This is a genomic window from Streptomyces sp. NPDC002851 (genome assembly GCF_053591935.1).
On the sequence record NZ_JBSFUT010000002.1, the window covers coordinates 195812 to 220581 of the forward strand.

Sequence of the window (24770 nt, forward strand, 5' to 3'; positions counted from 1 at the left end):
GTCAACACCGCCGGACCCAAAGGGCATTGCCTCAAGGGGCAATAGAAAACCACCCACGCCCGCCCCTAGCGTGATCACCATGAAAAACATACGCATGGCCACCGCCGGCCTCATCGTCGCGGCGGTCCTCGCAGGAGCCGCACCCGCCCAGGCCGCTGAAGCCCCCCAGCGCGTCACCGTGGCCACCAGCACCGCGAACCCCGGGGCGGCAGTCCAGGCCAGCCCCAAAACCGTCCTGAAGTGGCTCGACTACAGCCGCAGCAAGAAGAAGAACCTCCCCCTTCGCCTCGGCTACTACAAGAAGAAGGGGAAGAAGATGGTCGGATCCGGCTGGACCAAGATCAAAAAGCGGCACAACATCCAGAAATACCGCATCGTCTCCTGGCTCGCGAAGTCCCCCAAGATCAACCCCCAGGGCAACAAGCGCTACCGTCTCACCGGCTGGGCCCACCGCATCCGCTGCACCAGCGGCAACTGCAAGGTCGTCTCCCGCATCCCCATGCGCCTCGTCACCGACGAAACCCGCATCCCCAGCGGCGGCCACCCCGGCAGCAGCGCCTACTACGGCGTCCTCACCGCCTACTGCGACTACGGCGACAAGGCCAAGCTCAAGTGCCCCACCTGGGTCAACACCAAGTTCAAGCCCAGGTCCGCCGTCGGCGCCTACAAGGCCGGCGAGAGCTACAAATTCACCTACAAGCCCCTCAAGACCGTCAAGGGACGCCTGGTCACCGCCTCCTGACACCGTGTCACCAACGATGCCACTACCCTGCCCCGGGTATCCCGCCCGGGGCAGCCCCCATTCCCGCCCGCCAGGAGAGAACCATGCCCAAGCGTTTCTTCCGACGCAGCACCCGATACGTCTTCTCCTACGAGCCCCTCGACGGCGCCCCCGAGCCCGACACCGGCGAGCAGGACGCCCGCGACCTCGCCGTCTCCGAATTCCTCCACAAGACCTCAGACCTGATCTTCCACGGCGGCCCCCGCGGCATAGAGCTCGCCCGCCTCGACGTCACCACCCGCGAAGCTGTCTTCCGTGAAGCATCCCGCCCCGACCCCATCCAGCCCCACTGGCTGACCGGTGCTCCGCCGGACGACGACGAACGCTGCGAGGAACACTGGCCACCCCAGCCGCCTTCCCCGGCTTGGGCCCACCTGGCTTGGCTCGTCCATGACCTCCCCCTCCTCTTTGCCTTCCGCGACTACGGCCCCGAAGGCGGCCCCGAACTGGACGGCATCGACGTCCCTGGGCGGGACTATGCCGATGTCCTGGTCCAACACAAAGGCGTCCAGTGGCGCGTGCGGGTACAGCTCGAAGGCCGTACCGACGAACTCGACCAGACCGGGATGCACATCGCCGAGACCTTCGGCGAGGGCGAATACCATCGCCTCGCCGACAAACACGATCCCCACCTCATCGACCTGCTCTGAGCATGGTGAAGGCCCCTCGTTTATGAGAGGGGGGGAGGAGTCAAGTGGATGGCGGATACCGCGCCCTGGGCGCACCACTGCCGGTTGCGTACCGGTTCGCGCTTTGCGACCTCCAGGAGGCTCAGCCACTGCTCTTCGCCGGGAATGCACGGCAGCTTCGTCATCCGGGGGACCAGGCCGCGCTGCTGACCGCTGTTCCGTCGGTCGGGGGTGTACCGACCGCGGCCGACGGGGTTCGAATCCCGCAGCCCCTCTTCCATGAGGAGGTCGTAGAACAGACGGACCGGCACGAGCCGCTGCTGGATCGTCGCGTTCGTCAGTCCCGCCCCCGAGTCGATCGAGATCACGTTCCTACCACGGCGATGCGGCCCGCGAGCTCAACTCCCTTATGTAGACGGCGATGTGGGAACGGTTCGCGGCGACCGGATCGACTTCCTCCCGCTCGCACATCAGCAGGTACTCGGCCAGTCCCCAGCCGTACGCGTCAATCGTGCGCGGTGCACGTCCGAGATCCGTCCAGACCGTCAGCCAGGCCGCAGCCTGCTGATGCCCGCCGAGCACCGGCCACTTCTCCGTGAGCACCGTCATGCCGCTCAGGCCATCTCCCAAGTCCGTGGTTGCACCGGGGAGACATGATCACCCCGGCAGATTCCACGCAACTTTTAAGACCATCAAGCGAGCCATGTACGGCCGAGTTTCGTTCCGCCTCCTCCGCACCCGCATCCTGCTCAGATCATGCCGGGGATTCACGGAATCGCGGCCTGAACCAAGAAAGAAGTCATCCACCCCGGCCCGCAGCCCACGTCAGAGCTGAGCGCAGTTCCCCGTGGCGTCGGCGGAACTCCTCCGTCGGGACCGATACCGAGACCGCCCGTACCCCGGTCTCCTCCGTTGCCCCCGGCAGGGTCACCGCCAAACACGTATACGCCGGATCCGCCTCGCCCACCGACACCGCGACCCCCTCCGCCCGCACCCGGGCCAGCTCCGCCTCGAAGCGGTCCGCGGACGTGATGGTGCGGTCCGTGAAGCGGGCCATCCCGTGGTCGGCCAGATAGCGGCGCCGGTTCGCCCGCCCCACCGCCGCCAGGAGCGCCTTGCCGTGGGCCGTTGCGTGGGCGCGTTGTTCGAGTCCTGGGGTCCAGGGTTCGGCGGCGGACACCGGGGCCGTCGTGTCGAGCACCGTGATCCGGCCGTCCCGGTATGTCGTGAAGTACGCCTCCGCCCCGGCCGCCCGCCGCACCCTCAGCAGCAGCTCCCCGACACCCGCCCCGACTCCCTGCTGCCGCCGGAAGGACTGGTGCAGGGCCGGGACCCGGTGGCCCAGGGTGTAGCCGTCCGGCGTGCGGGCCAGGTGGCCGCGGGCGGTGAGCGGGCCGAGCAGGTGGTAAACCGTCGACAAGGCGCAGCCGAGGCGGCGGGCCAGCGCCTTGGCCGTGACCGGGTGCGGGGCCTCGGCCACGGCGTCCAGGAGTTCCAGGGCGCGGTCTACGGAGTGCGGTCCTCGGGCGGGTCCTTGGGCGGGTCCTTGGGCGGGTCCTTGGGCGGGCATTTCTCCACCGTACGAAAACCGCGCACCCTCACTCCGCCTCTCCCAGGAAGATCGGGTTCGTGAAGGCCGCCAGGGGGCCCGGCAGGCCCGGTGTCGTTGCCGGGTGGCGTACCTCTGCGCGGACGTACGACGCGTACGCCGGGGTCGTGCGCCAGGACGCCGTGCCCGAGCCGGACTCCGGCAGCGGGGCCGCCGACGTGAACAGCGTGCCCTGGTCCGTGACCAGGCGGAGCGTGCAGCCGGGGGCGCCGCGCACCTCCAGGCGTACGGAAACCGGGTCCTCGGCATCGACCCGCAGCCGCTCCCCGATGCCCGCGTGCTCCCCGCGGCCGCCGGAGACCGTGAAGGACAGCTCCACCGCCGAGGACTCCGCTACGTACGAGCGGCCCGCCTTCAAGCCCGCGAGGATCGCGTCCCGGGTCAGGTCCTCGGCCAGTACGACCGTCTGCGGGCCGCCGACCCGGTCGGGGTCGCGGTGGGCGTCGCTGTTGCCCATGGCCGGGATCCAGCGGCCGTCACTCGCGCCGGTCTGCAAGGTGCTGTCCCAGTCCGCCAGGGACACCTCGTCGTCGGGCGTGTAGGGGCCGTTCCACACCTCGACCACGTCGGCCTCGCCGAAGCCGAACTTCCAGTTGCAGCCGATGCAGGTGGCATGCGGATGGGCGGGGACCACCAGGCCGCCCGCGCGGCGGATGGCGCGCGCGTAGTGGCCGAAGCGGTTGTCCCGGGCGCGGTAGCGCCAGTCCACGAACGTACCCGGGTCGGTGCCGAGGGCGACCACATGGCCGTTGCGGGTCGTGACCTCCTCGCCGAGGAGGATCAGGAGGTCGTCCCCGGCCGCCTCGGCCCAATGGGCGTGCGCCGCATGGGTGTTGTGCTCGGAGGTGTTGATGAAGTCCAGGCCCGCGGCGCGGGCGAGCGCGGCGATCTCGGCGGGGGTGCGGCGGCCGTCCGAGTACCAGGAGTGGAGGTGGCAGTCGCCGCGGTACCAGGCGCGGCCGCGGCCCTTCGCCCGCTCCGGCGGGTAGGTCGGCCTCGGGGGCTCGGCCTGTTCGCCGTATCGGAGCGTGAGGGTGATCTCGTACGGGAGGCCGTCGGGGGCCACCGTGTACGGGCCGAGTGCGATGTGCCAGGTGCCGGGGCGGATGCGGCCCGGGAGGTAGCCGGGGGTCGCGTCGTCGGCACGGACGAAGAATTCGCTGCGCGCGCCGCCCGACCAGCCCCGGAAGCCCGCCCCGCCGAGCTCGGTGCCGCGCTCGTCGAAGAGCCCGATGTCCAGGGCGTTGCCCGGGGTGCCGGGCGGCACGGTGGGCTTCTCGTAGGTGTACGCGACGTGGATCTCCCGTACGCCGGAGGGGACCTCGAAGGGCAGATACACGAAGTCCGGCGAACCGGTGGGGAGGGTGCCGCGCACCACCTTCGTCTCATCCGTGCCGCGCTCATCCGTATCGCGCTCATCGGCGCCGGCGAAGCTCACGCTATTCAACGTAAACGCGGTGGCCGCTCCCGTCATGAGCAGTCCGCGCCTGTTCAGGCGACGGTCGCGTGGGTCCTGTCTCTCGGGTAATGCGTCCTTGCACATGTGGCGGCTCCCCAGGGTCGGACGGCACGGATGATGCACTCCAACCCTGGTATTGGGCCGTTAACTCCGGTGCAAAGGAAGGGGGTTGACGGATTTCGGGACGGTGGCGCGCTCAGTCGTCGTTGGACTTGAGGGCCTTGATGATGGCGAGGATGATGATGCCGACCACCACGATGCCGCCGATCACGATCAGCGCGATGAGCAGCGGGCCGAGCTTCTTCTTCTTGCTCTTGCTGCTGCTCGAGCTGTCGCTGTCGGACTTGCCGGACCTGCCCTTGCCCGTGATCACCGCGGCGGGCGCACCCTGAGCCGCCTGCGCCGTCGTGTGCGAGGCCGACGTCGAGGCCGAGTTCGACACGGAAGCCGCGGCCGACGCAGACGTCACGGACGCGGACGTGGACGTGGACGTCGCGGCGTACGACGCGGCGGGCGCACCGAAGAGCAGCGTGCCGCTGAGCAACAGGGCCGACGCGGTGCGAAGTCGCATGGAAAACTCCCCCAGGTAGTGGTGATCCCGCGGGAGCCTAGGGCATGCTGCGACGCCCGTCGCTGCCGCTGGACGCTGTATGGAGGTTTCTGTGCGTATCTCCACCACTCTCTTCATGACGGACCGGACCATCGGCCCGGTACGCCTGGCCCGCGCCCTGGAGGAGCGGGGCTTCGACGGGCTCTTTCTGCCCGAGCACACGCACATCCCTGTGGGCGGCCGGTCCGCGTACCCCGGTGGCGAACTGCCCCCGGAATGCGCCCGGATGCTCAGCCCGTTCGTGGCCCTGGCCCAGGCCGCCGCCGTGACGGAGCGGCTCGGGCTCGGCACGAACATCACCCTGGTCGCCGAGCACGACCCGGTCGACCTGGCCAAGCAGATCGCCACCCTCGACCACCTCTCCGGCGGCCGTCTCACGCTCGGCGTCGGCTACGGCTGGAACCGTGAGGAGGCCGCCGACCACGGCGTGGATGAGGGGGCCTGGGCGCGGCGGCGGGCCGTCGTACGGGATCGGCTCGGGGTGATGCGGGCCCTGTGGGCGGACGAACCGACCGCGTACGAGGGCGAGTTCGGCTCCGTACAGGCGAGTGAGGCCCATCCGAAGCCGGTCCGGAAGCCGCGCGAACGGGCGTCGGGCGGGCCGCTGTACGGGCCGCGCACCCTGATCGGCGCCCCGGCCGGGCCGAGGCTGTTCGCGCGGATCGCGGCGTACGCCGACGGGTGGCTGCCCGTCGGTGGCGGCGGCCTGAAGACGGCGCTGCCCGCGCTGCGGGAGGCCTGGGCGGCGGCCGGGCGGGGCCCCGAAGCGCCGTACGTGGCGCTGTCGGCGGTCCGGCCCACGCCCGGAAAGCTCGCGTACTACCGGGAGTTGGGCGTGGACGAGGTGATCCTTCAGCTGCCGCCGGGGGCGGAGGAGGAGGTGATGGGCGTACTGGACGAGTACGCCGCCTACGTCACGGCGCCGGAGTGATCGTCTCCGCGCCCGAGCCCTCGGACTCCGGGATGCTGTCCATGAACGAGCTGACCGAGAACACGGCGTTGCCCGGCCCCGCCGGGCCGTACCCGGGCGGGGAGGTGAGGCCGAACTCCTCCAGGGTCGCGCGGTAGGTCTCCAGGAGCCGGATGTGGTACTCCAGCGGCGCACCCTGCGGATTGGCCTTGCCGAGCGGAGTCGTCGGCTCCGGGCACCAGGTGGTGAACCGGGGCACGACACCGTGGGACATGAAGAACCGCAGCCCTTCATGCGTGGAGGCGATGGCCTCGTCCACGGTCTGGAACCCGAAGGGCTCGGCCATCTCGACACCCGCGACGAAGTTGGGGATGACGTTCCGCGCCCCGAACACTTCAGTGGAGTCGAGAATCCGCTTGTGCCACTCGTCCCGTCCTACGTACCGCTCCTTTCCGGGGCAGTACAGCTCGAAGAGGCGCCGGTCCCACACCTCGAAGTTCGGGTGGTAGATCTGAATCCCGTAGTCGTGGAACCGCTGTACGTCGTCACGGGGAAGCGCCTGCGCGACCACCTTGCCGATCCAGCGGCGCGGGAAGGTCTCCTCGATGGCCTTGGCGTAGCTGCCGTAGAAGTCGGCCTCGTCCTTGCCGTCGACCTTCGAGGTGATGGAGCCGCCGGTGAGCGTGTAGGCGGTGGACGCCTTGGCGGTGTCGTACTTGTCGATGATCTCGAGCGCTTCGAGGATCTCGTCGGACGGCTTGACGCCGGTGTAGGGCCGTCCGGCCGCCTTGTGCTGGCGCCAGTTGTGGTTGATGTCGCAGTACTGGCACTCCTCCTTGGCGCCGAAGTACTGGCACACCCGGAAGACGGTCAGGTAGATCAGATACCCCCACTGAATGGTGGGCGCGACCTCCATCACGGACTTCCCGTTGGACAGCTTGTGCCGGTAGTACTCGGGCATCGGCGGCAGCCCGACGTCCGAGATCCGCTTCCCGTCGAGGTAAAGGCCGAGGCTGCCGTCCTCGCCGCCCTTGACGACGTACGGCGAATCGGGATTGACCCGCACGGAGACGACGGTGCGGCGCAGCTCGTACGGCCCACCGGTGAGCACGATCTCCTCCGGCGGCCGGTTCAGGGCGGCCTGCCCGAGCTCGGGCAGGGTGCGGTGGTCGAAGGAGAAGATGAAGTACGACTTCGGCTTGACGTCCTCGGACGTCCCGTCGGCGCCACCGGACAGCGCCGACTCGTCGAAGGCCATGCCGCCGCGCAACAGGTCTTCCTTGATCACGGCTTCCTTCGGGACATGCGGGAAGCGGGCCATCAGGTCTTCGACTAGGGCGGTGCGGCTGGGGCTGTCCATGTTGTCCATTGGACCAGAGCGGAGGGTCGTGGTGTGGGGCGGGGCGGCATGTGGGTGGGATTGATTTCGGAATGTGTTCCGAACTATGATGTGGGTATGTCCGCACCTACGGTTTCGTTCTCTGAGCTGTCCAAGAACTCGAAGCGCGTCGCCGAGACACTCGACAAGGCGCAGCGTGTCCACATCACGCGCCGCGACGGTGAGGATCTGTTCCTCACCACCGCGCGGCACGATCATGAGCGGGATGAGACGGCCGACGTCACGGCGCGGTTGCTCGCGGCGCTTGTAGGCGCCGAGGGCGGGGCGCAGACGATAGGGCGTGCACTGCCCGAAGTCTTCCCATGGGTGCGCCATCTGTCCGCGGACGAAGTCCGCGAGTTCGTCCAGGACCTTGTGGACGCGACGCGTGACGCCGTCCAGTTGGACGTGCACACGAACCTGCACCGAGTGATCGTCGGATGGCGTGCGACGGCCCGGATCCTCGCGGACCCGGAGCTCACCGCCCAGCTGACGCGGAGCTATCCGGACGAGGACTACGGCGAGGTGACCGCGCCGTGACGCCGAAGCGCGGAGACGCCGTGGCCCCGCCCCCGGTAGGTGAGGAATGGCGGCTGAAGTTCGCGTCGACCGAGGCGGCCAAGGGCTGGGGTGAGTTGTGTGCCGAGGCGCCGGGAAACGCTCGCCGCTGCTTCGAGGCGCTGCGGGCTGACCCGCTGTCGCATGCGGATCTGGACCGGCAGCATCCACTGTACGGACGGCTTTCGACGGCGAACTTGGGTGGGCGGGCGTATCCCCAGTGGGAGTACGAAGTGACGGCGGGTGGTCGAGTGCGGTACCTCGTCGACGAGGCGCGCCGCACCGTGCATTTCGTGTATGCGTCCACTCGACATCCCAAGGACACCGAGTAGGCGGACCCGGTGTCCGAGAACAGAGATCCGGAGCACTCCTCCGGTCCGGCCTCCCCCTGTCACACCCTGCTCGTATGCTCGATCCATGACGGATCAGCAGGCCCCCAAGCAGGCCCCCCGCAGTCCGCGCCCCACCTCCGCCGCCGCCTCAACTCCCGGGCCACCCACGGCCAATGCGATGCGTCGTGCGCTGAAGCGTGCCCGGGACGGCGTCGCGCTCGACGTCGCCGAGGCGGCCGTCCTCCTTCAGGCGCGGGGTGAGGACTTGGAGGACCTTGCCGCCTCCGCCGCCCGCGTGCGGGACGCCGGGCTCGAGGCCGCGGGGCGGGCCGGGGTGATCACGTACTCCAAGAGCGTGTTCATACCGCTCACCCGGCTCTGCCGGGACCGCTGTCACTACTGCACCTTCGCCACCGTCCCCGGCAAGCTGCGCCGCGCCGGTGAGGGGATGTTCATGTCCCCGGACGAGGTGCTCGATGTCGCCCGGCGCGGGGCCGAACTCGGGTGCAAGGAAGCCCTCATCACCCTCGGGGACAAGCCGGAGGACCGGTGGCCCGAGGCTCGTGAGTGGCTGGATGCGCACGGGTACGACGACACCCTGGCCTACGTACGGGCCATTTCCATCCGGATCCTGGAAGAGACCGGGCTGCTCCCGCACCTCAACCCGGGCGTGATGACCTGGACCGACTTCCAGCGGCTCAAGCCCGTGTCGCCGTCCATGGGTCTGATGCTGGAGACCTCCGCCGAGCGGCTTTGGCGCGAGCCGGGCCAGCCGCACCACGGTTCGCCCGACAAGGAGCCCGCCGTACGGCTGCGGCATCTGGAGGACGCGGGGCGCAGCTCCGTGCCGCTCACCAGTGGGCTGCTGATCGGGATCGGGGAGACCTACGAGGAGCGGGCCGAGTCGCTCTTCGACCTGCGGCGGATTGCTCGTGCCTATCACGGGATCCAAGAGCTCATCATTCAGAACTTCCGGGCCAAGCCCGACACCGTCATGCGTGGCATGCCCGACGCCGAGCTCGACGACCTCGTCGCCACCATCGCCGTCGCCCGGCACATCATGGGGCCCGCCGGGTGTCTGCAGGCGCCGCCCAATCTGGTCGACGGGGAGTACGCGCGGCTCATCGGGGCGGGCATTGATGACTGGGGTGGCGTCTCTCCCGTCACCATCGATCACGTCAACCCCGAGAAGCCCTGGCCCCAACTCGACGAGCTGGCTCGGCAGTCCGCCGACGCCGGATTCGAGCTGCGTGAACGTCTCTGCGTGTACCCGGAGTTCATTCAGCGCGGGGAGCCGTGGCTCGACCCGCGGCTCCTTCCGCATGTACGCGCGCTCGCCGATCCCGAGACCGGGCTCGCCCTGCCCGACGCGCCCGTGCGCGGGCTGCCCTGGCAGGAGCCCGACGAGCAGTTCACCGCCGGAGGCACCGGCTCCGGGCGGACCGATCTGCACCGCACCATCGACACCGAGGGGCGTACGTCGGACCGGCGTGCCGACTTCGACGAGGTGTACGGGGACTGGGGCGCCCTGCGCGAAGCCGCCGCCCCCGGCCTGTTGCCCGAGCGGGTCGACGCCGATCTCCGTACCGCCCTCTCCACCGCCGCCGACGACCCCACCAAGCTCACCGACGCCGAGGCGCTCGCCCTGCTGCACGCGGACGGCCCCGCCCTGGACGCCCTGACCCGGATCGCGGACGACGTGCGCCGCGCGGCGGTCGGGGACGACGTGACGTACATCGTCACGCGGAACATCAACTTCACCAACGTCTGCTACACCGGCTGCCGCTTCTGCGCCTTCGCCCAGCGCCGCACCGACGCCGACGCGTACACCCTCTCCCTCGACCAGGTCGCGGACCGGGCCGCGCAGGCCTGGGACGTGGGCGCGGTCGAGGTGTGTATGCAGGGTGGTATTCATCCCGATCTGCCGGGCAGCGCCTATTTCGACATCGCGCGGGCCGTGAAGGAGCGCGTCCCGGGCATGCATGTGCACGCCTTCTCGCCGATGGAGGTGGTCAACGGCGCGTCCAGGACCGGCCTTTCGATACGCGAGTGGCTGCTCGCCGCCAAGGAGGCCGGGCTCGACTCCATCCCCGGCACGGCCGCCGAGATCCTCGACGACGAGGTGCGCTGGGTGCTCACCAAGGGCAAGCTCCCGGCCGCCACCTGGATCGAGGTGATCAAGACCGCGCACGAGGTCGGCCTGCGCTCCAGCTCCACCATGATGTATGGGCACGTGGACCAGCCCCGGCACTGGCTCGGGCACCTGCGGACCCTGGCCGCGCTACAGCAGGAGACCGGCGGGTTCACCGAGTTCGTGACGCTGCCCTTCATCCACACCAACGCCCCCGTCTACCTCGCGGGCATCGCCCGCCCCGGCCCGACCGTCCGGGACAACCGTGCGGTCACCGCGATGGCGCGGCTGCTCCTGCACCCGCATATCCCCAATATCCAGACGAGTTGGGTCAAGCTGGGCACCGAGGGCGCCGCGGAGATGCTCCGCTCCGGCGCCAACGACCTGGGCGGGACGCTGATGGAGGAGACCATCTCCCGTATGGCGGGCTCCAGTTACGGCTCGTACCGCTCGGTCAAGGACCTCGTCGCCATCGCCGAGGCCGCCGGTCGCCCGGCCCGGCCCCGCACCACGCTGTACGGCGCGGTGCCCGAGGAGCGGCAGCGGGCGGCGTCGTCGTCGGACGGGCATCTTCCGGAATTGCTGCCGTTGGTCGACTGACGGCGGTAACCGGACGGTTCCTGGACTGACCGCATCTGGTCGTTCCCGGTCGATTACAGTGCTGCGCCGGACGTAGGCGTAACAGTGCGTGCTGCACCGGACGCAGACGTAAGGCACGGCAGGGAAGGAACGCGAGGTGAGCGCAGTAACCACGGCCGTCTGGGGCCGGTCCGAGCAGCAGGACTTCCGTAGCCGGGTGCGCGGCACCCTGCTCGGCGCCGCGCTCGGCGACGCGTTCGGTGCCGCCGTCGCCGGGCTCACCCTCGACGAGATCCGCGCCGAGCACGGCGCGGAGGGCCTGGCCGACCTGGCCCCCGCGTACGGCCGCCGGGGCGCGGTCACCGCCGCGACCCAGCTGACCCTGTTCACGGTCGACGGGCTGATACGGGCCCAGGTCCGCCGCGACACCGGCGCCTGGCACCCGCCCACCGACATCCACCGCGCCCACCGGCGCTGGGCGGTCACCCAGCACGAGTGGGGCCCGGACGAGCGCCGCAAGGAAGACGGCTGGCTGGCCCGCGAGGAGTGGCTCTACACCCGCCGCGACCCGGCCCGGGCCTGCCTGCTCGGCTTCGGCGACGAGACGATGGGCACCCTGGAGAACCCGCGGCATCCGGCGGAGCGCGGCTCGGCCGCCGTCACCCGGTCCGCGCCCTTCGGGCTGCTCGTCGGCTGGGAGCCGCAGCTGGTGCTTCAGCTCGCGGTCGAGTGCGCGGTGCAGTCCCACGGGCACCCGTCGGCGTATCTCACGGCGGGCGCGCACGCCCTGATCGTGCACGCGCTCGCCAAGGGCGACTCGCTCGACGCCGCGGTGCAGCGGGCGCTCGCCCTGCTCGCCGCCCGCCCCGGCCACCAGCCCGTCACGGACGCACTCAAGCAGGCCCTCGGCGCGGTCCGGCAGGGCCTGCCGACCCCGGCGCGGGTCGAGCAGCTCGCCGAGGAGGGTACGGCGGAGGCGGCGCTCGGCGCGGCCGTCTACTGCGCCACGGTGTGCGAGGACATCCGGCACGGGCTGCGGCTCGCCGCGAACCACGGCGCGGAGTCGGCGGCGGTGGCGAGCCTGACCGGCGCGATCCTCGGGGCGCTGCACGGCGAGACGGCCCTGCCGCCCGGCTGGCTCGCCGAGCTGGAGGGCCGCCCCGCGATCCTGGAACTCGCGGATGACTTTTCCATGGAGATGACGCAGGGCCCGGCGCTGCACAGTCCTGCGGGGTCTGCGCCGGGGTGGCTGGCTCGGTATCCGCGGGCGTAGAGCCTCGGGGACCCCGGCGTCCTCAGACGCCGGACGGACTTGAAGAAGGCGCCGCCCCCGCGACCTCCTCCGGATCGCTCTCGAGCGAGTCCACCAGAGCGGTCCGCTCCGCCGACCCCTCCGGCCGGATCAGCCCGATCCCGACGTACAGCACGAGCGACGTGAGCACCGGCGCGCTCACCGTCACCGTCTGGCTCGCGCCCTCCACACCCCAGTAGAGGAACGCCCACACCGCCAGGCCACCCGTCCAGGACGCGATCGCCGCCGTCGGCCCGGTGCGTTTGAACCACGGCAGCAGGCCCAGCATCAGCGGGATCGAGATCGGCCCCATCGTGGCCGCCACGATGCTGACCACGACCGTCATGATGAACCCGTCCGGGTCGGCGCTCAGCGCGATCGACATGGAGAGGCAGACGAAGGCGACGGTCGTGATCCGGGCGAAGAGCAGTTGCTGGCTCTCCGTGAAGCGGCGCACCTTCGGTACGAGGACGGGCACCAGGTCACGCGTGATGACCGCGGTGATCACATTGGAGTCGGAGGCCACCATCGCCATGGTGTGCGAGAAGAACCCGGCGAGCAGCAGCCCGATGAGCCCGGAGGGCAGCAGCTCCTGCGCCAGCATGATGTACGAGCGCTCCGGGTTGCCGAGGTCCGGCACGATCAGCGGCGCGGCGATCATCGGGATGAACAGGATCAGCGGCCACACCAGCCACAGCCCGCTGGAGAGCAGCGCCGACTTCTTGGCGCGGCTGCCCGAGGGCGCCGCCATGTAGCGCTGCGCCAGGTTCCACATGCCGCCGTTGTACTCGAAGGTCTTCACGAGCAGGAACGCCATGATGAGCCCGGTCGTGACGGTGCCGTTGACCGGGTCGCTGTGCGAGGCGGGCAGCTCGTCCCACATGGTCCAGAGCGAGGAGACCCCGCCCAGGTGGACAAGGACGGCGACGAGCATGGCGATCCCCGCGACGGCCTGGATGACGAACTGCCCGAAGTCCGTGAGGACATCGGCCCACAGCCCGCCGAAGGCCATGTAGCACATGGTGCAGATGCCGGTGAACGTGATGCCCCAGAGCAGCGGGATGTCCGCGAAGCCCTGGAGCAGCACCGCGATGGCGACCCACTTGGCGGCGATGTCCACGACCTTGAGCAACGCCCCGCTGTAGGCGAGGAGTTGCTGGGTCGGCAGGTTGTAGCGGATGGCGAGATAGGCGAGCGGTGAGTCCACGCCGTGCTTGGAGCGCAGCCGGTTCCAGCGTGCGGCGAAGAGGAATGAGCCGATACCGACGCCGATGCCGATGGTCAGCGGCCACCAGAAGTAGACGGTGATGCCGTAGTCGTACGCGACGGCCGCGAAGGTGACGAACATGATGGCGCTGTAGCCCGACATGTGGTGCGAGATGCCGGAGAGCCACCAGGGGACGCGGCCGCGCGCGGTGAAGAAGTCCGCGACGTTCTCGACGCGTTTCTTCGACCACACGCCGATCGCGACCATGACGAAGAAATAGCCGCCGAGCACGGCCCAGTCGAGACTGTTCATGCCCCCTCCAGGGGTCGCCGGCCCCATCCCGGGGTGCGCTCATCGTGGGTTCGCGCGCGGGGCCGCGACAACCGCCCGTAGGGTCAAGTACGGGTAAAATCGTTCTAGTTGAGGATCGCAGTTCATGTATGTGTATGGCGTGGGCGGGGTGCCGGTGCGGTGCCGGTGTGGGCTCAGCGCATCAATTCCCCCGCGTTCACGAGGAGGGACTGGCCCGTGATCGCCCGCGCCCGGTCCGACGCCAGGAACACACACGCGTCCGCCACGTCCCCGTCCGTGGCCAGGTCCGGCAGCGCCATCCGCTCGGTGAGGCGACGCTTCACTTCTTCTTCCGGCGATCCCTCGCTGTCCGCGGTGAATTGGACGTACGCCGCGACGGGCGGGCCCCACATCCAGCCGGGCTGCACGGTGTTGACCCGGATACGGTGCGGCCCGAGCTCGCGCGCGAGCGAGTACATCGCCGAGACGAGCCCACCCTTCGACGCCGCGTACGCCGCCTGCCGGACCTGCGACGGCGCGGCCACCGAGGACTGCGTACCGACGAACACGAGCGCGCCGCCGCGCTCCTTGAGCGCCGGAAGGCAGGCCCGGGCCATGCGCAGGCTGCCGAGCAGATTGACGTCCACGACGCCCTGCCAGGTCGCGAAGTCCGCGTCCTCCAGACCGCCGAAGTAGCTGTCCCAGGCGGCCACTTGGACCAGGGCGTCGATCCGCCCGAACCGTTCGACGGCCAGGGCGGCGAGTGCCGCGCACTGTTCCTCGTCGGTGATGTCGGTCGCCCGGTACGCGGTCCGGGTCCCGCCCGGATCGATCTCGGCGGCCGACTTGGCGAGGTTCGCCTCCGTGCGGGCGCCGAGCACGGCCTGCCCGCCGTCGCGGACGACGGCCGCGGCGACCTCGTGGCCGAGGCCGGCGCCGACCCCGGAGACGATCACGGTCTTTCCCTGGAGCAGCACGGGCACCTCCGCGGCTCTGGCCCTGCTCTGGCCTACGGGCCTGGTCCTGGCTCTGGCCAATCTTCTGACGGAGCGTCAGAGTAGGTCCGGTCCGTGGAGGAAGGAAGAGGAAGGGAGGGGAGCGCCGTGGGTGAGGAGACCCGTAGCGAGGCGTACGCGGAACTGGCGGCCGTCGGCCCGTACGGGGTGCACCCGGGCCATGCCCTGATCACCATGGTCGAGCCGCATCCGGGCCACGAGTACGCGTACAACCGCTGGTACGAGGACGACCACTACTACGCCGGTGCGATGGCCATGCCGTGGATGTACGCCGGGCGCCGCTGGGTCGCCCCGCGCGAGCTGCAACTCCTGCGCTACCCGGAAAAGTCGGCGGTGGCGCAGCCGGTCACCGCCGGGTGCTACATCTCCACGTACTGGATCACCGAGGGGCGCTACGACGACCACATGCGGTGGACCGTCGGCATCAACAAGCGGCTGGGCAGGGACGGCCGCGTCTACCAGGACCGCACCCACGTCTTCACGGCCTTCCAGGACCATGTGGCCACCGTCTACCGGGACGGCGCCGCGGGGCCGCGCGACTTCCACGCGCTCGACCACCCGTACAAGGGGCTGGTCGTCGAGGTGATCGACGCCGAAGCACCGGACCGGCGGGGCGAGTTGGTGGAGTGGCTGCGCTCGCGTGAGCTGCCGCGGAAGCTCGCCGGGTCCCCGGCCGCGATGGTGGTGCTGTTCCGGCCGACGCCGCTGCCGGGGGACCGGATGAGTTACGTGAAGCAGGTCGAGGGGGTCGACACCCGGCTGACGCTGCTGTGGTTCCTGGAGGCCGACCCGAGGGAGCAGTGGGCCGGGCGGTTCGCCGACCTTGACGGGGAGGTGGCCGGATCCGGCCTGGGGAGCGTGGAGTTGGTGGCGCCGTTCATTCCGACGGTTCCGGGTACGGACACCTATGTTGACCAACTGCGGTAGAGCGGCCGTGGAACGGGATGGAAGGGGGCGTGGAGCGAATAAGGCCGAGCCCCCTCGGCCAGGACGGCGGGCCAGTCGAGAGGGCTCTTGCGTATTGCCTTTTCGTGGAAGGGTCAGAAACCCTGGTTCACCTGCGCCACGAATGCGCTCCAGGAAGTCGCGGAGAATCCCAGGGACGGGCCTTCGGGAGCCTTCGAGTCCCGCACCGCGATGGCTTGCACGACAGGGGACTTGACCTCTACGCACGCGCCGTTCCCACCGGAATACGAGGACTTGATCCAGGCATTCGTCGCGCCTTGCTTGATTGCCATGTTAACTCCGATAACCGAGTCGTTGGTGGTGCTGTTGACGTGATCGACACTACTCGCCAACTCCGGTAGCGCGAGGGGTCGTTCACTCAACCGGATGCCAATTTCCCGGTTACTCTTCCGCCGCGGCTCGGCCAGGGTGTACCGTACGGCGCCGCTCCGTTCGGGGCCGCTGGCCGGGCGCTTTTATGTCATTCGCGCGTATTCCTTGGCGATGTCCGAGATGAACTGCTGGGTCTGGTCCACATTCAGCGCCTGCGCCCGCAAGTGCTCGTACATGACGCTGTATCGCTGGACGTCGTTGGACTTCTCCAGATAAAGGTCACTGGTGACGCCCTCGATGTAGACCACGCTGGAATCGGATGCGTCCGGGAACTCGAGAATCGCGTACTGCCCGCTCACGCCGGGATGTGCGCCCATGTCGAACGGCATCACCTGCACGGTGACGTGGGGCAGCTGCGAGACCTCCACCAGGTGTTCCAGCTGCTCGATCATCACCTCCTTGCCGCCGACCCGACGGCGCAGCGCGGCCTCGTCGAGTACCGCCCACAGGCGCAGCGGCGCCGTCTTCTCGTCCTCGCCGTTGATCCGCTGTTGCCTGCGCAGGCGTACCTGCACGCGCTTCTCGATGTCGGTGGCCGGGGTCTCCGGCATCGCCCCGTCGATCAGGGCCTCCGCGTAGCCGCGGGTCTGGAGCAGGCCGGGCACGATCTGCGGCTCGTAGACGCGCAGCGAGGCGGCGTCGGTCTCCAGGCCGATGTAGACGCTGTACGGAATGTCGCCGAAGGCGTGCCACCACCCCTGCTGGCGGCTGTCCTTGGCCATCTGCATCAGCGAGTCGACGATCCGGTGGTCCTCGACCTCGTAAACACCGCAGAGATCACGGACATCGCGCTGACTGATACTGCGCCGACCGTTCTCCAGGCGGCTGATCTTCGATTGCGAAACGAGCAGGCGTTCCGCCACCTCTTCCGCCGTCATTCCTTTGAGCTCGCGGAGTCTTCTCAGCTCCTGGCCCAAACGGCGCCGCCTGACGGTGGGATTGACATTGGACGCCACGGGACGTGCACCTCCGGCTGCGTGCCTGAAACTACCTTGCGTATCTGCTGCTGAGCAGATTGCCACCATGAGGTGTCGCAGCGCTGGGAAACGGCGGGATACGTGAGCGCGGCTCCGATTCGCTTTGATTCCGGAAATACGAGTGCGCGGGGCGGCGGGCCGGAACGCCGCGTGCACGGCGTCCGGTCCACCGCCCCGCGCGACCCAGCGGCTCCCGTACCGGGTCTGGGGACGACGATGCAGCACCGAAGGGGGTGGTGCTGTCGCGTGGTGCGCTGGTGGTGCTGGTGCGCTGGTGGTGCTGGTGCGCTGGTGGTGCTTGTGGTGCTTGTGGTGCTAGTGAGCCACGGCACGCGCCATGGAACCGCGGCGCTGCTGCATCGACATCCGGGCCGCTTCCGCGGCGGGCTCGGAGGCCGTGGCCCTGGCCGGCTGCTGCCGCCCGCCGGTGGCCGCGGAACGCCGCGGCTGCGCCGCCACGCCGTTCTGGACGTCCATCACGGCGTGCGCCACGAGGCCGCCCATCGGATCGTGCCTGATCAGGTCCCGGAGCCGGGAGCGGCAGGACCGCCCCTCGTTCCCGGGGTACAGATGCTTGCCGAGGCCGACCGCATGGGCCAGCGCGGCGAGCGCCGCGGTCCGCGGGTCCGGCGGTACGCCGGTGCGGATCGCGGAATCCAGCCGGGCCCTGATCTCCCGGCTGATCGCCGTGTCCGTCGCCTGATAGCGAGTCGTCGGCAGTACCCCGCACATCTGACCGGCGACGGCGTGCACCATGCCGCACCGCTCCAAATGCGAGAGATACGTCTGGCGGAGCCCCAGGCGGGGTCCGCCGATCCAGTGGACCGCGCGCACCGGTGCCCCGCGCCTGCGGAGCAGTTCGAGTGCACAGTCCAGGGTCGGATCTCCAGTCGGCCGTGGGGCTACCACGGCGATACGATCCCCATCTGGGGCTATCCGTCCGGCCAGCGCCAGCTCTACTAGCTGTGCTCCGGCCAGACCGAGGTCGAGCGACTGCGGCTGCGCTGTGGTACCCGTGGCCGGGTCCAGAGCGAGCAACAGAAGCTCCTCCGGAATTGTTCTGCGGCTCCTGCCCATCCATGCCTCCCCGCGTGGATGAATGACAGGGTGACCCCTCTCACATTGGTCTGTCGAGAGTGCGTGGTCGATATGTACGGGAACCTGTAGGTATGTCGTTCTCGTCTACCACGTGGGTCAATCCCGCACACAGGACACTGGTACATGGTTCGGACAGCGGGATCGGCCGGGGTTCGAGCGGCGGGCCGGACCCGCGGAGTCGGTTCACATATCGAGGAGGCATCGGTGGCGGGCGAGACCCCCGACAGGTCCGACAGGACGGAACAGCGGAAGTCTGCGGAGGCTTCGGACGAGCCCTCGGCGAAGGCTGCGACGGGGGCCGCGAAGAGGGCCACTCAGGGGGACGCGAAGGAGGCCGTGAAGGGTTCCACGAAGAAGGCCACGAAAGGCGCCGCGAAGGGCGCCGTGAAGGGCTCCACGTCGGGCTCCACGTCGGGCTCCGCGAAGGGCTCCGCGAAAGGGGAGGACCCGCGGCTCGCGGTGACGCAGGGGACACCGGCCGTGACGTCCGCGGCCCCGTCTCCGGTGGACCAGCCGACAGCGGTCTTCTCCACGAACTCGGTGAAGTCGGTGAAGTCGGTGAAGTCGGTGAAGTCGGTGAAGTCGGTGGGGAAGGCCGACGCCGACCCCGAGCCCGCTGAATCCGGCCCTGCCGACTCCGGCGAGGAGTCCGGTGACGCGCGGCTGCGTGCGGCCGTGGCGGCGTGGGTCGCGGGCAAGGACGAGGACCCCGCAAAGGACGCTTCCGCAAAGGGTGAGGCTGCGGGGGAGGACGAGGCTGCTGAGCCCCAGGAGCCTCCGGAGCCCAAGGAGCCTGAGGGGGAGGACGAGCCTGAGGAGCCTGCCGAGGGTGCGGCGGACTCCCTGAAGGGTGACGCCGAGGCGTCCGACTCGGAGGAGTCCGCGGAGCCCGAGGAGTCCGCGGAGCCTGAGAAGACCGCGGAGCCCGAGAAGCCCGAGGCGTCGGAAGAGCCCGAGGACCCCGGTTCCGAGCCCGTCGACCAGGCGACGGCCGTCTTCAAGACCGTAAAGCCGAAGCAGCCGGTCGATCAGCCGACCGCCATGCTGAAGCTGCCCGCAGAAGCCACCGCCTCCAAGGCGGACGAGAAGGCCGACGGCAAGGCCGATGAGAAGTCCGAGGGCAAGGCGGAAGCCCCGGAGTCCACGACCAAGGCCGAGTCCGACTCCGAGCGGACCAGCAAGTTCGTAGCCCTGAAGCCGCTCGACGAACCGGCCCCGCTCAAGAGGAAGCCGGAGCCCAAGGAACAGCCGAAGTCGGCGCCCCTCCCCGCCGAGGAACCCGCCGCGGCCACCGCTACCGCTACCGGTGCTGCCGCTACCGGTGCTGCGGCTGCCGCTGCGACCGCGACTGCCTCCGACACCGACGCCCCCACCACCGGCCCCGAGCGCACCACGCAGCAGCCGCTGCCGCCCAAGCCGCCGCTCGACCTGCTCGCCGAGCTGACGAACCGGCCGCCGCCGCCCGAGACGCCGCTGCGTACCGCCGTACGCCGGGTGAAGATCTGGACGCCGCTCGTGGCGCTCCTGGCGGTCGTGTTTGCGATCGTGCAGGCCGTACGCCCGTTGCCCACGCCCACGCTCGCCCTCACCGCCGACGAGAAGTACACCTTCGACGGCAGTGAGCCCAGCCTGCCCTGGCCGACCGAGGGCCAGGCGGTCGTGGACGTCGACGGCGTCGGGCGGCTCGGGACGTACGGCAAGGAGCAGCCGATCCCGATCGGCAGCGTCGCCAAGGTGATGACGGCGTACCTGATCCTGAAGGAGCACCACGACCCGAAGGAGAAGATCACGATAGACAAGGCCGCCGAGGATCACTTCTACAGCGGTGAGGAGGCGGGCGAGTCCGTGGTCCAGGTCAAGGAGGGCCAGCAGATCACGCTCAAGGAGGCCATCCAGGACATCATGCTGCCGTCCGCGAACAACGTCGCGAGGCTGCTCGCGCGCTGGGACAGCAACGGCGACGAGGACGCGTTCGTCAAGAAGATGAACGACGCCGCCAAGGACCTCGGCATGAAGAACACCAAGTACACCGACCCGAGCGGCCTGTCGGATACCACGGTCAGCACGGCCGTGGACCAGGTGAAGCTCGGCAAGGCGGCCATGGAGGACCCGCTGTTCCGGGAGGTCTCCCGGATGCCGACCTTCAAGTCCACGACCTCGGAGCGGCGGAAGGACCGGGACAACTTCAACAAGCTGGTCCCGCTCTACGGCGTCGTCGGCATCAAGACCGGCTCCACCACCAAGGCGGGCGGCAATCTGCTCTTCGCCGCGGAGAAGGAGATCGGCGGTTCCCGGCAGATGATCATCGGCGCGGTCTTCGGCCAGCACGTGCCGCCGATCATCGACACCGCGACCTTCAAGGGCCGGGACCTGATTCTGCGGACGCAGGAGCTGCTCGAGTCCCGGACGGTGGTGAAGAAGGGCGATGTCGTCGGCCATGTCGACGACGGGCTCGGCGGCACCACCCCGGTCGTCGCCACCAAGGACGTCTCGGCGGTCGGCTGGCCCGGCCTGACCGTGCAACTCGCCCTGGACGACGGCGGCAAGACGGTCCCGCACGAGGCGAAGGCCGGTACGAAGGTCGGTGTCCTGAGCGTCGGTGACGGCAAGGACGGCGCCGTGAAGGTCCCGGTCGCGCTCCAAGAGGACCTGGTGGAACCGGGCTTCGGCGACCAGCTGACCCGGGTGGCCTGACAGATCTCACATACAGACCCCACCTACAGACCCCACATACAGGTCTCACATACAGATCTCGCATACAGATCTCGCATAGCCGACCAGCTTCGGCTGACAGAGGGGAGCCGAACCGGCTCCCCTCTCGTCTCTCCAGGTGTCCGACCCCGCCCCAGTAATCTGAGGCGTCCCGCCGCACCGCGCACACAGTTGCCCTCTGGAGTTCGCCATCACCACGTCGCTGAACGCCTCCCAGGCCACCGCCCGGGCCGCGGAACGCCTGGCGGGGATCTCACGGACCACGGCCGCCCTTGTCCCGCTCGCCTTCGCCCTCGTGCTCGGCCTCTGGGGCATCCGCCGCCAGGGCAGCGTCTGGCGGGACGAGGTCGTCACGTACGACATGGCGAACCGCACGCTGCCCGAACTCCTGGGCACGCTGGAGCACTTCGACGCGGTGCACGGCCTCTACTACCTCTTCATGCACGGCCTGTTCGCGGTGTTCGGCGGCGATCTCACCACGCTCCGGCTGCCGTCCGTGTTCGCCATGGCGGCCTCGGCGGCGGGCGTCGGGCTGCTCGGGCACCGGTTCGCGGGGCCGCGTGCGGGCCTGTTCGCCGGGCTTGTCTTCGCGCTCATTCCGGCCGTGCAGCAGTACGCGCAGGAGGGCCGGTCGTACGCGGTGGTCTGCGCGCTGGTCACCTGGGCCACGTATCTCCTGGTGCGGGCGGCGACCGCGCCGAGCCGGGGCCGGTGGATCGGCTACACGGTGGTGGCCCTGATCGCCTGCCTGATGCACGAGTTCGCCGTCCTGATGCTCACGGCACACGGCGCGACCATGCTCTTCTCCGATGTGTCGCGCCCGGTGCGCCGCGCGTGGAGCCTGTCGGCGGTCTGTGTCGTCGCCGGGCTCACGCCGCTCGCCGTGGTCAGCATGGGGCAGACGGAGCAGGTCCGTTGGATCATGTGGCCGGACCCGCTTCAGCTGGCGACGTTCGCGCTGTTCGCGGTGGTCGGCCTGTGGTGCGCCCGGCGGACACCGGGTCGGCTCGCGGGCGGCCGGACGGGTGCCATCGGCCCGATCCGCCTGCGCACGCTGGCAGTTCCGCTGCTGATCCTGCCGACGGCGGTGCTGCTCCTGGTGTCCCACCTCAAGCCGATGTTCGTGGACCGCTATGTCCTTTATTACGTCATAGGGTTCGCGCTGCTGACGGGGGCGGCTCTGGACCGGGCCTTCCGGCCGCGCGGCGAGGGCGGCGGGGGTGGTGGGGTCGGCAGGGGCGGCGGGGGCGACGGGAGCAACGGGGACGGTGGAAGAACCGAAGGCAGTGTTCTGCGGCGGCCGTGGGCGCGCCCCGTGGCGGTGGCGGGTGTGCTGCTCGTACTGCTTCCGGTCTCCGTGCATCTGCGCAGCCCGGAGAGCCGTAAGGACGATGCCACCGCCGTGTCCAAGACCGTACGGAAGGTCGGCCGCCCCGGCGACGGGCTGCTCTTCACGCCTGCCCGGCGCCGGGTGTGGATGCTGGCCCAACCCGGCGAGTACCACGGCCTGTCCGACCTCGCCCTCGCCAAGGCGGTCGACTCCTCCGGCTCGTTGTACGGCAAGGAGGTGGCGGCCGACCGTATAAGGGACCGGATTCTCGCCAAGGACCGCATCGTGGTCCTCGGCGACCCGGCCGGCGACCCGCTCGACGAGACCCGCCGCGAGGCGGTCAAGCGCGAGACCCTCCGGGACCACTTCGTGCGCTGCAGCAGCGAAGAGGTCACGGGGGCCCGGGTGATGGTCTACACCCGCCCGGGCCGCTGCGCTCCATGAGCCGCTACGGCCTCTACAGCCTCTACCCGTTGGTGGCTTCGGTGGGCTCGGTGGCCTGAGTGGGCTCGGTGGCTTCGGTGGCTTCGGTGGCCTAGGCGGTTTCGGTGGCCTGGGTGGGCTCGACCGGGAACGCGATGTCGCACACCTCGTCCTCCGGCCCCGACGCGCACCAGTCGGCGAAGTACACCTCACGGCAGGGCCCCGCGATGGTGAGCCCGCGCTCCCTGATCCACGCCTCGACGGCCTCGTACGCCTCATTGATCTGCGGATGCGCGACCTGCGCCTTGGTGACGCGGGTGTATACGAGCCGGGCGCCCGGGACCGACTTGGCCCTGCCGCCATGTGCTTTGGGCCCGTTGGCGTCGGCCCAGGCCCGCGCCGCCGCGGGATCGATGACCGGTACGCAGGACTCGGCGGGCCCGTCGCTCTCCTGGCTGACCTCCGCGTAGTACTGCACGAATGGCACGCCCGCGATGCCGCCGCATTCCTCCTGCGCCGCCTTCTCCAGGCGTACGAGCGAGGCGTCGATGAAGGCGGGCAGTTCGTGCACGAGCGCGTGCCGCGTCTCGCTGATCACGAACTGCTCCGGTACGTCGACGGTCCTGATCTGGAACTTGTCGTACATGTCCGCATGCCTCCCGGCCAGTCGTCCACGGAGGTAGCGCGTGAGCGCCCGCTGCCCGGCGAGCCGCTCCTCGACGTCCGCCCAGTACGCGGCGAGCGCCTCGGCGGCCGCAGGCCCCGGCAGACCCAGAACCTCGCCGATCCGCGCGAGCGGCATGTCGAGCCGCCGCAACAGGGCGACGAGCCGGGCCCGTTCCACCTGGTCGGCCCGGTAGTAGCGGTAGCCGCTCAGCTCGTCGACGCGGGCGGGGCTGAGCAGCCCGAGCCGGTCGTACAGCCGCAGCGCCTTCGGCGAGAGCCGGGCATGGCGGGCGAACGCACCGATGGTCAACAGCTCTTGGGTCTCCTGCCTCACGGCTTCATCCTCCGTCACCGGGCGGCGGTTCCGCCCGGCGAGGACGACGCTGGGCCTTCCCCCAAGGGCAAGGTCAAACAATCCACGTGTCTTACGCGCCGCGCGCCTCGGCTACCGCTCACAGCTACCGCTCACAGTTGCCGCAACGCACCCCCGTCGATGGCCCATTCGGCCCCGGTGACCTGGGCGGCCCGCGGTGACAGCAGGTAGGCGATGACACCGGCGACCTCCTCGGGGGTGCCGATGCGGCCGGTCGGGAGGCGGCGCTCGTTGCGGATGAAGTGGTCGACGGCGGCGTCGGCCGGCATCCCGAACCGTTCCGCGAGCTGCTCGGCGAAGCCGTCGGGGGCGTCGAACAGGGCGGTACGAGTGGGGCCGGGCGAGACGACGTTGGACCGGATACCGCTCGGCCCGAGCGAGACGGCGAGCGACTTGGAGACGGACAGCAGGGCGGCCTTGGACGCGGCGTAGTCCGCGATGGTGGCGTCCGGCAGGCGGGCCGCCTCGCTGGCGACATGCACGATGCTGCCGCCGTCGGCGTTCTTCTCCAGGGCGGGCAGGGCGGCACGGGTGAGCCGCACGGCGGCGTGCAGATTGAGCTCGAAGGTGCGGTGCCACTGCTCGTCGTCGATGTTCGCGAAGCCGTCGCGGGAGGTGAGCGCCGCAGCGTTATTGACGAGCCCGTCCAACCGCCCGTACCGCTCGAGGACGTGCGCGACGGCCTCGACGCCCGCGGCGGGATCGGTGAGGTCGGCGCGGAAGAGCTCGGCCGAGTCGGGAAGGGCACCGGAGCCGCCGCCCGCGCCGCGTGCGACGGCGACGACCTGGGCTCCTTCATCGGCGAGGAGCCGGGCAGTGGCCTGCCCGATCCCGCTCGTACCGCCGGAGACGAGCACAACCTTGCCGCTGAGCTGCAGATCCATGACTCCACCCTCCCGGGTCGTCGAACCCTTTAACGGGTTCACAGTTCCATTACGCGGTGACATCGAGAAGGTAGCACCTCTGGAGCGGTAAAGGAACTCCAGACCCGATAGGGTGAGGGCTGTCGCGATGAAGCCCGCGATGAAGCCCGCGATGAACCGGGCAGAAGTACCGGTCGGAAGCACCGGGC

At 69.7% G+C, this 24770-nt stretch carries 23 protein-coding genes; 10 read left to right on the plus strand and 13 right to left on the minus strand.

All coding sequences use genetic code 11. The features are described from left to right. The first annotated feature begins 79 nt into the window (after nucleotides 1-79). Together ACWD10_RS02770 and ACWD10_RS02775 are read left to right on the plus strand one after the other, a co-directional pair. Complete coding sequence (locus ACWD10_RS02770) at nucleotides 80-742, plus strand: hypothetical protein (protein ID WP_451086242.1); 663 nt, start codon at nucleotides 80-82, stop codon at nucleotides 740-742. A gap of 83 nt (nucleotides 743-825) precedes the next feature. After that, the gene (locus ACWD10_RS02775; RefSeq protein WP_451086244.1) at nucleotides 826-1431 is read left to right on the plus strand and encodes a hypothetical protein; all 606 of its coding nucleotides are present in this window, start codon (nucleotides 826-828) and stop codon (nucleotides 1429-1431) included. 20 nt (nucleotides 1432-1451) lie between these two features. On the opposite strand, the gene ACWD10_RS02780 is transcribed toward ACWD10_RS02775, so the two are convergent. From ACWD10_RS02780 to ACWD10_RS02800, 5 genes are all read right to left on the minus strand, one after another. After that, on the minus strand, nucleotides 1452-1778 hold the full coding sequence (locus ACWD10_RS02780) for a hypothetical protein (RefSeq protein ID WP_451086246.1): 327 nt from the start codon (nucleotides 1776-1778) through the stop codon (nucleotides 1452-1454). A 4-nt stretch (nucleotides 1779-1782) separates the two neighbouring features. Beyond that, the gene (locus tag ACWD10_RS02785; protein WP_451086248.1) at nucleotides 1783-2019 is read right to left on the minus strand and encodes a hypothetical protein; all 237 of its coding nucleotides are present in this window, start codon (nucleotides 2017-2019) and stop codon (nucleotides 1783-1785) included. 190 nt (nucleotides 2020-2209) lie between these two features. Next, nucleotides 2210-2980, minus strand: a complete 771-nt coding sequence (locus tag ACWD10_RS02790; RefSeq protein WP_451086250.1) for an IclR family transcriptional regulator — start codon at nucleotides 2978-2980, stop codon at nucleotides 2210-2212. Nucleotides 2981-3008: 28 nt separating this feature from the next. Further along, complete coding sequence (locus ACWD10_RS02795; RefSeq protein ID WP_451086252.1) at nucleotides 3009-4493, minus strand: CehA/McbA family metallohydrolase; 1485 nt, start codon at nucleotides 4491-4493, stop codon at nucleotides 3009-3011. 181 nt (nucleotides 4494-4674) lie between these two features. Beyond that, nucleotides 4675-5049: a hypothetical protein gene (locus ACWD10_RS02800; protein WP_451086254.1), complete on the minus strand. Its 375-nt coding sequence runs from the start codon at nucleotides 5047-5049 to the stop codon at nucleotides 4675-4677. A 91-nt stretch (nucleotides 5050-5140) separates the two neighbouring features. On the opposite strand from ACWD10_RS02800, the gene ACWD10_RS02805 reads away from it, so the two are divergent. Next, a complete protein-coding gene (locus tag ACWD10_RS02805; protein ID WP_451086256.1) occupies nucleotides 5141-6019 on the plus strand; it encodes a TIGR03619 family F420-dependent LLM class oxidoreductase in 879 nt (292 codons plus the stop codon). On the opposite strand, the gene ACWD10_RS02810 is transcribed toward ACWD10_RS02805, so the two are convergent. Continuing rightward, on the minus strand, nucleotides 6003-7358 hold the full coding sequence (locus tag ACWD10_RS02810) for a radical SAM protein (protein ID WP_451086258.1): 1356 nt from the start codon (nucleotides 7356-7358) through the stop codon (nucleotides 6003-6005). The two genes, ACWD10_RS02805 and ACWD10_RS02810, sit on opposite strands and share 17 nt — an antisense overlap. Before the next feature lie 96 nt (nucleotides 7359-7454). Between ACWD10_RS02810 and ACWD10_RS02815 the strand changes: the two genes are divergently transcribed. From ACWD10_RS02815 to ACWD10_RS02830, 4 genes are all read left to right on the plus strand, one after another. Continuing rightward, on the plus strand, nucleotides 7455-7916 hold the full coding sequence (locus ACWD10_RS02815) for a prevent-host-death family protein (protein WP_451086260.1): 462 nt from the start codon (nucleotides 7455-7457) through the stop codon (nucleotides 7914-7916). After that, a complete protein-coding gene (locus tag ACWD10_RS02820) occupies nucleotides 7913-8266 on the plus strand; it encodes a hypothetical protein (protein ID WP_451086262.1) in 354 nt (117 codons plus the stop codon). The genes ACWD10_RS02815 and ACWD10_RS02820 overlap by 4 nt, the downstream gene beginning before the upstream one ends. A gap of 178 nt (nucleotides 8267-8444) precedes the next feature. Then, on the plus strand, nucleotides 8445-10997 hold the full coding sequence (locus tag ACWD10_RS02825) for a bifunctional FO biosynthesis protein CofGH (RefSeq protein ID WP_451086531.1): 2553 nt from the start codon (nucleotides 8445-8447) through the stop codon (nucleotides 10995-10997). A 136-nt stretch (nucleotides 10998-11133) separates the two neighbouring features. After that, nucleotides 11134-12249: an ADP-ribosylglycohydrolase family protein gene (locus ACWD10_RS02830; RefSeq protein ID WP_451086264.1), complete on the plus strand. Its 1116-nt coding sequence runs from the start codon at nucleotides 11134-11136 to the stop codon at nucleotides 12247-12249. Between the two features lie 22 nt (nucleotides 12250-12271). Here ACWD10_RS02830 and ACWD10_RS02835 read toward each other — a convergent pair whose 3' ends face one another. Together ACWD10_RS02835 and ACWD10_RS02840 are read right to left on the minus strand one after the other, a co-directional pair. After that, nucleotides 12272-13786 carry a sodium:solute symporter family protein gene (locus ACWD10_RS02835; RefSeq protein ID WP_451086266.1) on the minus strand — a complete coding sequence of 505 codons (1515 nt, stop codon included), beginning with the start codon at nucleotides 13784-13786 and terminating at the stop codon, nucleotides 12272-12274. Between the two features lie 173 nt (nucleotides 13787-13959). Then, nucleotides 13960-14742, minus strand: a complete 783-nt coding sequence (locus ACWD10_RS02840) for an SDR family oxidoreductase (RefSeq protein ID WP_451086268.1) — start codon at nucleotides 14740-14742, stop codon at nucleotides 13960-13962. A gap of 126 nt (nucleotides 14743-14868) precedes the next feature. On the opposite strand from ACWD10_RS02840, the gene ACWD10_RS02845 reads away from it, so the two are divergent. Next, nucleotides 14869-15708, plus strand: a complete 840-nt coding sequence (locus tag ACWD10_RS02845) for a hypothetical protein (protein WP_451086270.1) — start codon at nucleotides 14869-14871, stop codon at nucleotides 15706-15708. A 113-nt stretch (nucleotides 15709-15821) separates the two neighbouring features. On the opposite strand, the gene ACWD10_RS02850 is transcribed toward ACWD10_RS02845, so the two are convergent. The 3 genes from ACWD10_RS02850 to ACWD10_RS02860 all read right to left on the minus strand — a co-directional run bounded on the left by ACWD10_RS02850 (nucleotide 15822) and on the right by ACWD10_RS02860 (nucleotide 18173). Continuing rightward, a complete protein-coding gene (locus tag ACWD10_RS02850; protein ID WP_451086272.1) occupies nucleotides 15822-16019 on the minus strand; it encodes a DUF397 domain-containing protein in 198 nt (65 codons plus the stop codon). Nucleotides 16020-16202: 183 nt separating this feature from the next. Further along, the gene (locus ACWD10_RS02855) at nucleotides 16203-17075 is read right to left on the minus strand and encodes a helix-turn-helix domain-containing protein (protein WP_451086274.1); all 873 of its coding nucleotides are present in this window, start codon (nucleotides 17073-17075) and stop codon (nucleotides 16203-16205) included. Nucleotides 17076-17411: 336 nt separating this feature from the next. Next, nucleotides 17412-18173, minus strand: coding sequence for a GOLPH3/VPS74 family protein (locus ACWD10_RS02860; protein ID WP_451086276.1), 762 nt, complete (start codon nucleotides 18171-18173; stop codon nucleotides 17412-17414). Nucleotides 18174-18530: 357 nt separating this feature from the next. Here ACWD10_RS02860 and ACWD10_RS02865 point away from each other — a divergent pair, with 357 nt between their 5' ends. Both ACWD10_RS02865 and ACWD10_RS02870 read left to right on the plus strand, forming a co-directional pair. Next, a complete protein-coding gene (locus ACWD10_RS02865; RefSeq protein ID WP_451086278.1) occupies nucleotides 18531-20888 on the plus strand; it encodes a D-alanyl-D-alanine carboxypeptidase in 2358 nt (785 codons plus the stop codon). A gap of 313 nt (nucleotides 20889-21201) precedes the next feature. Then, nucleotides 21202-22680: a glycosyltransferase family 39 protein gene (locus tag ACWD10_RS02870; RefSeq protein ID WP_451086280.1), complete on the plus strand. Its 1479-nt coding sequence runs from the start codon at nucleotides 21202-21204 to the stop codon at nucleotides 22678-22680. 91 nt (nucleotides 22681-22771) lie between these two features. On the opposite strand, the gene ACWD10_RS02875 is transcribed toward ACWD10_RS02870, so the two are convergent. Continuing rightward, complete coding sequence (locus tag ACWD10_RS02875; protein ID WP_451086282.1) at nucleotides 22772-23677, minus strand: MerR family transcriptional regulator; 906 nt, start codon at nucleotides 23675-23677, stop codon at nucleotides 22772-22774. Between the two features lie 113 nt (nucleotides 23678-23790). Beyond that, nucleotides 23791-24582 (minus strand): SDR family NAD(P)-dependent oxidoreductase, encoded by a 792-nt coding sequence (locus tag ACWD10_RS02880; RefSeq protein WP_451086283.1) that lies wholly within the window; start codon nucleotides 24580-24582, stop codon nucleotides 23791-23793. Between the last annotated feature and the right edge of the window lie 188 nt (nucleotides 24583-24770).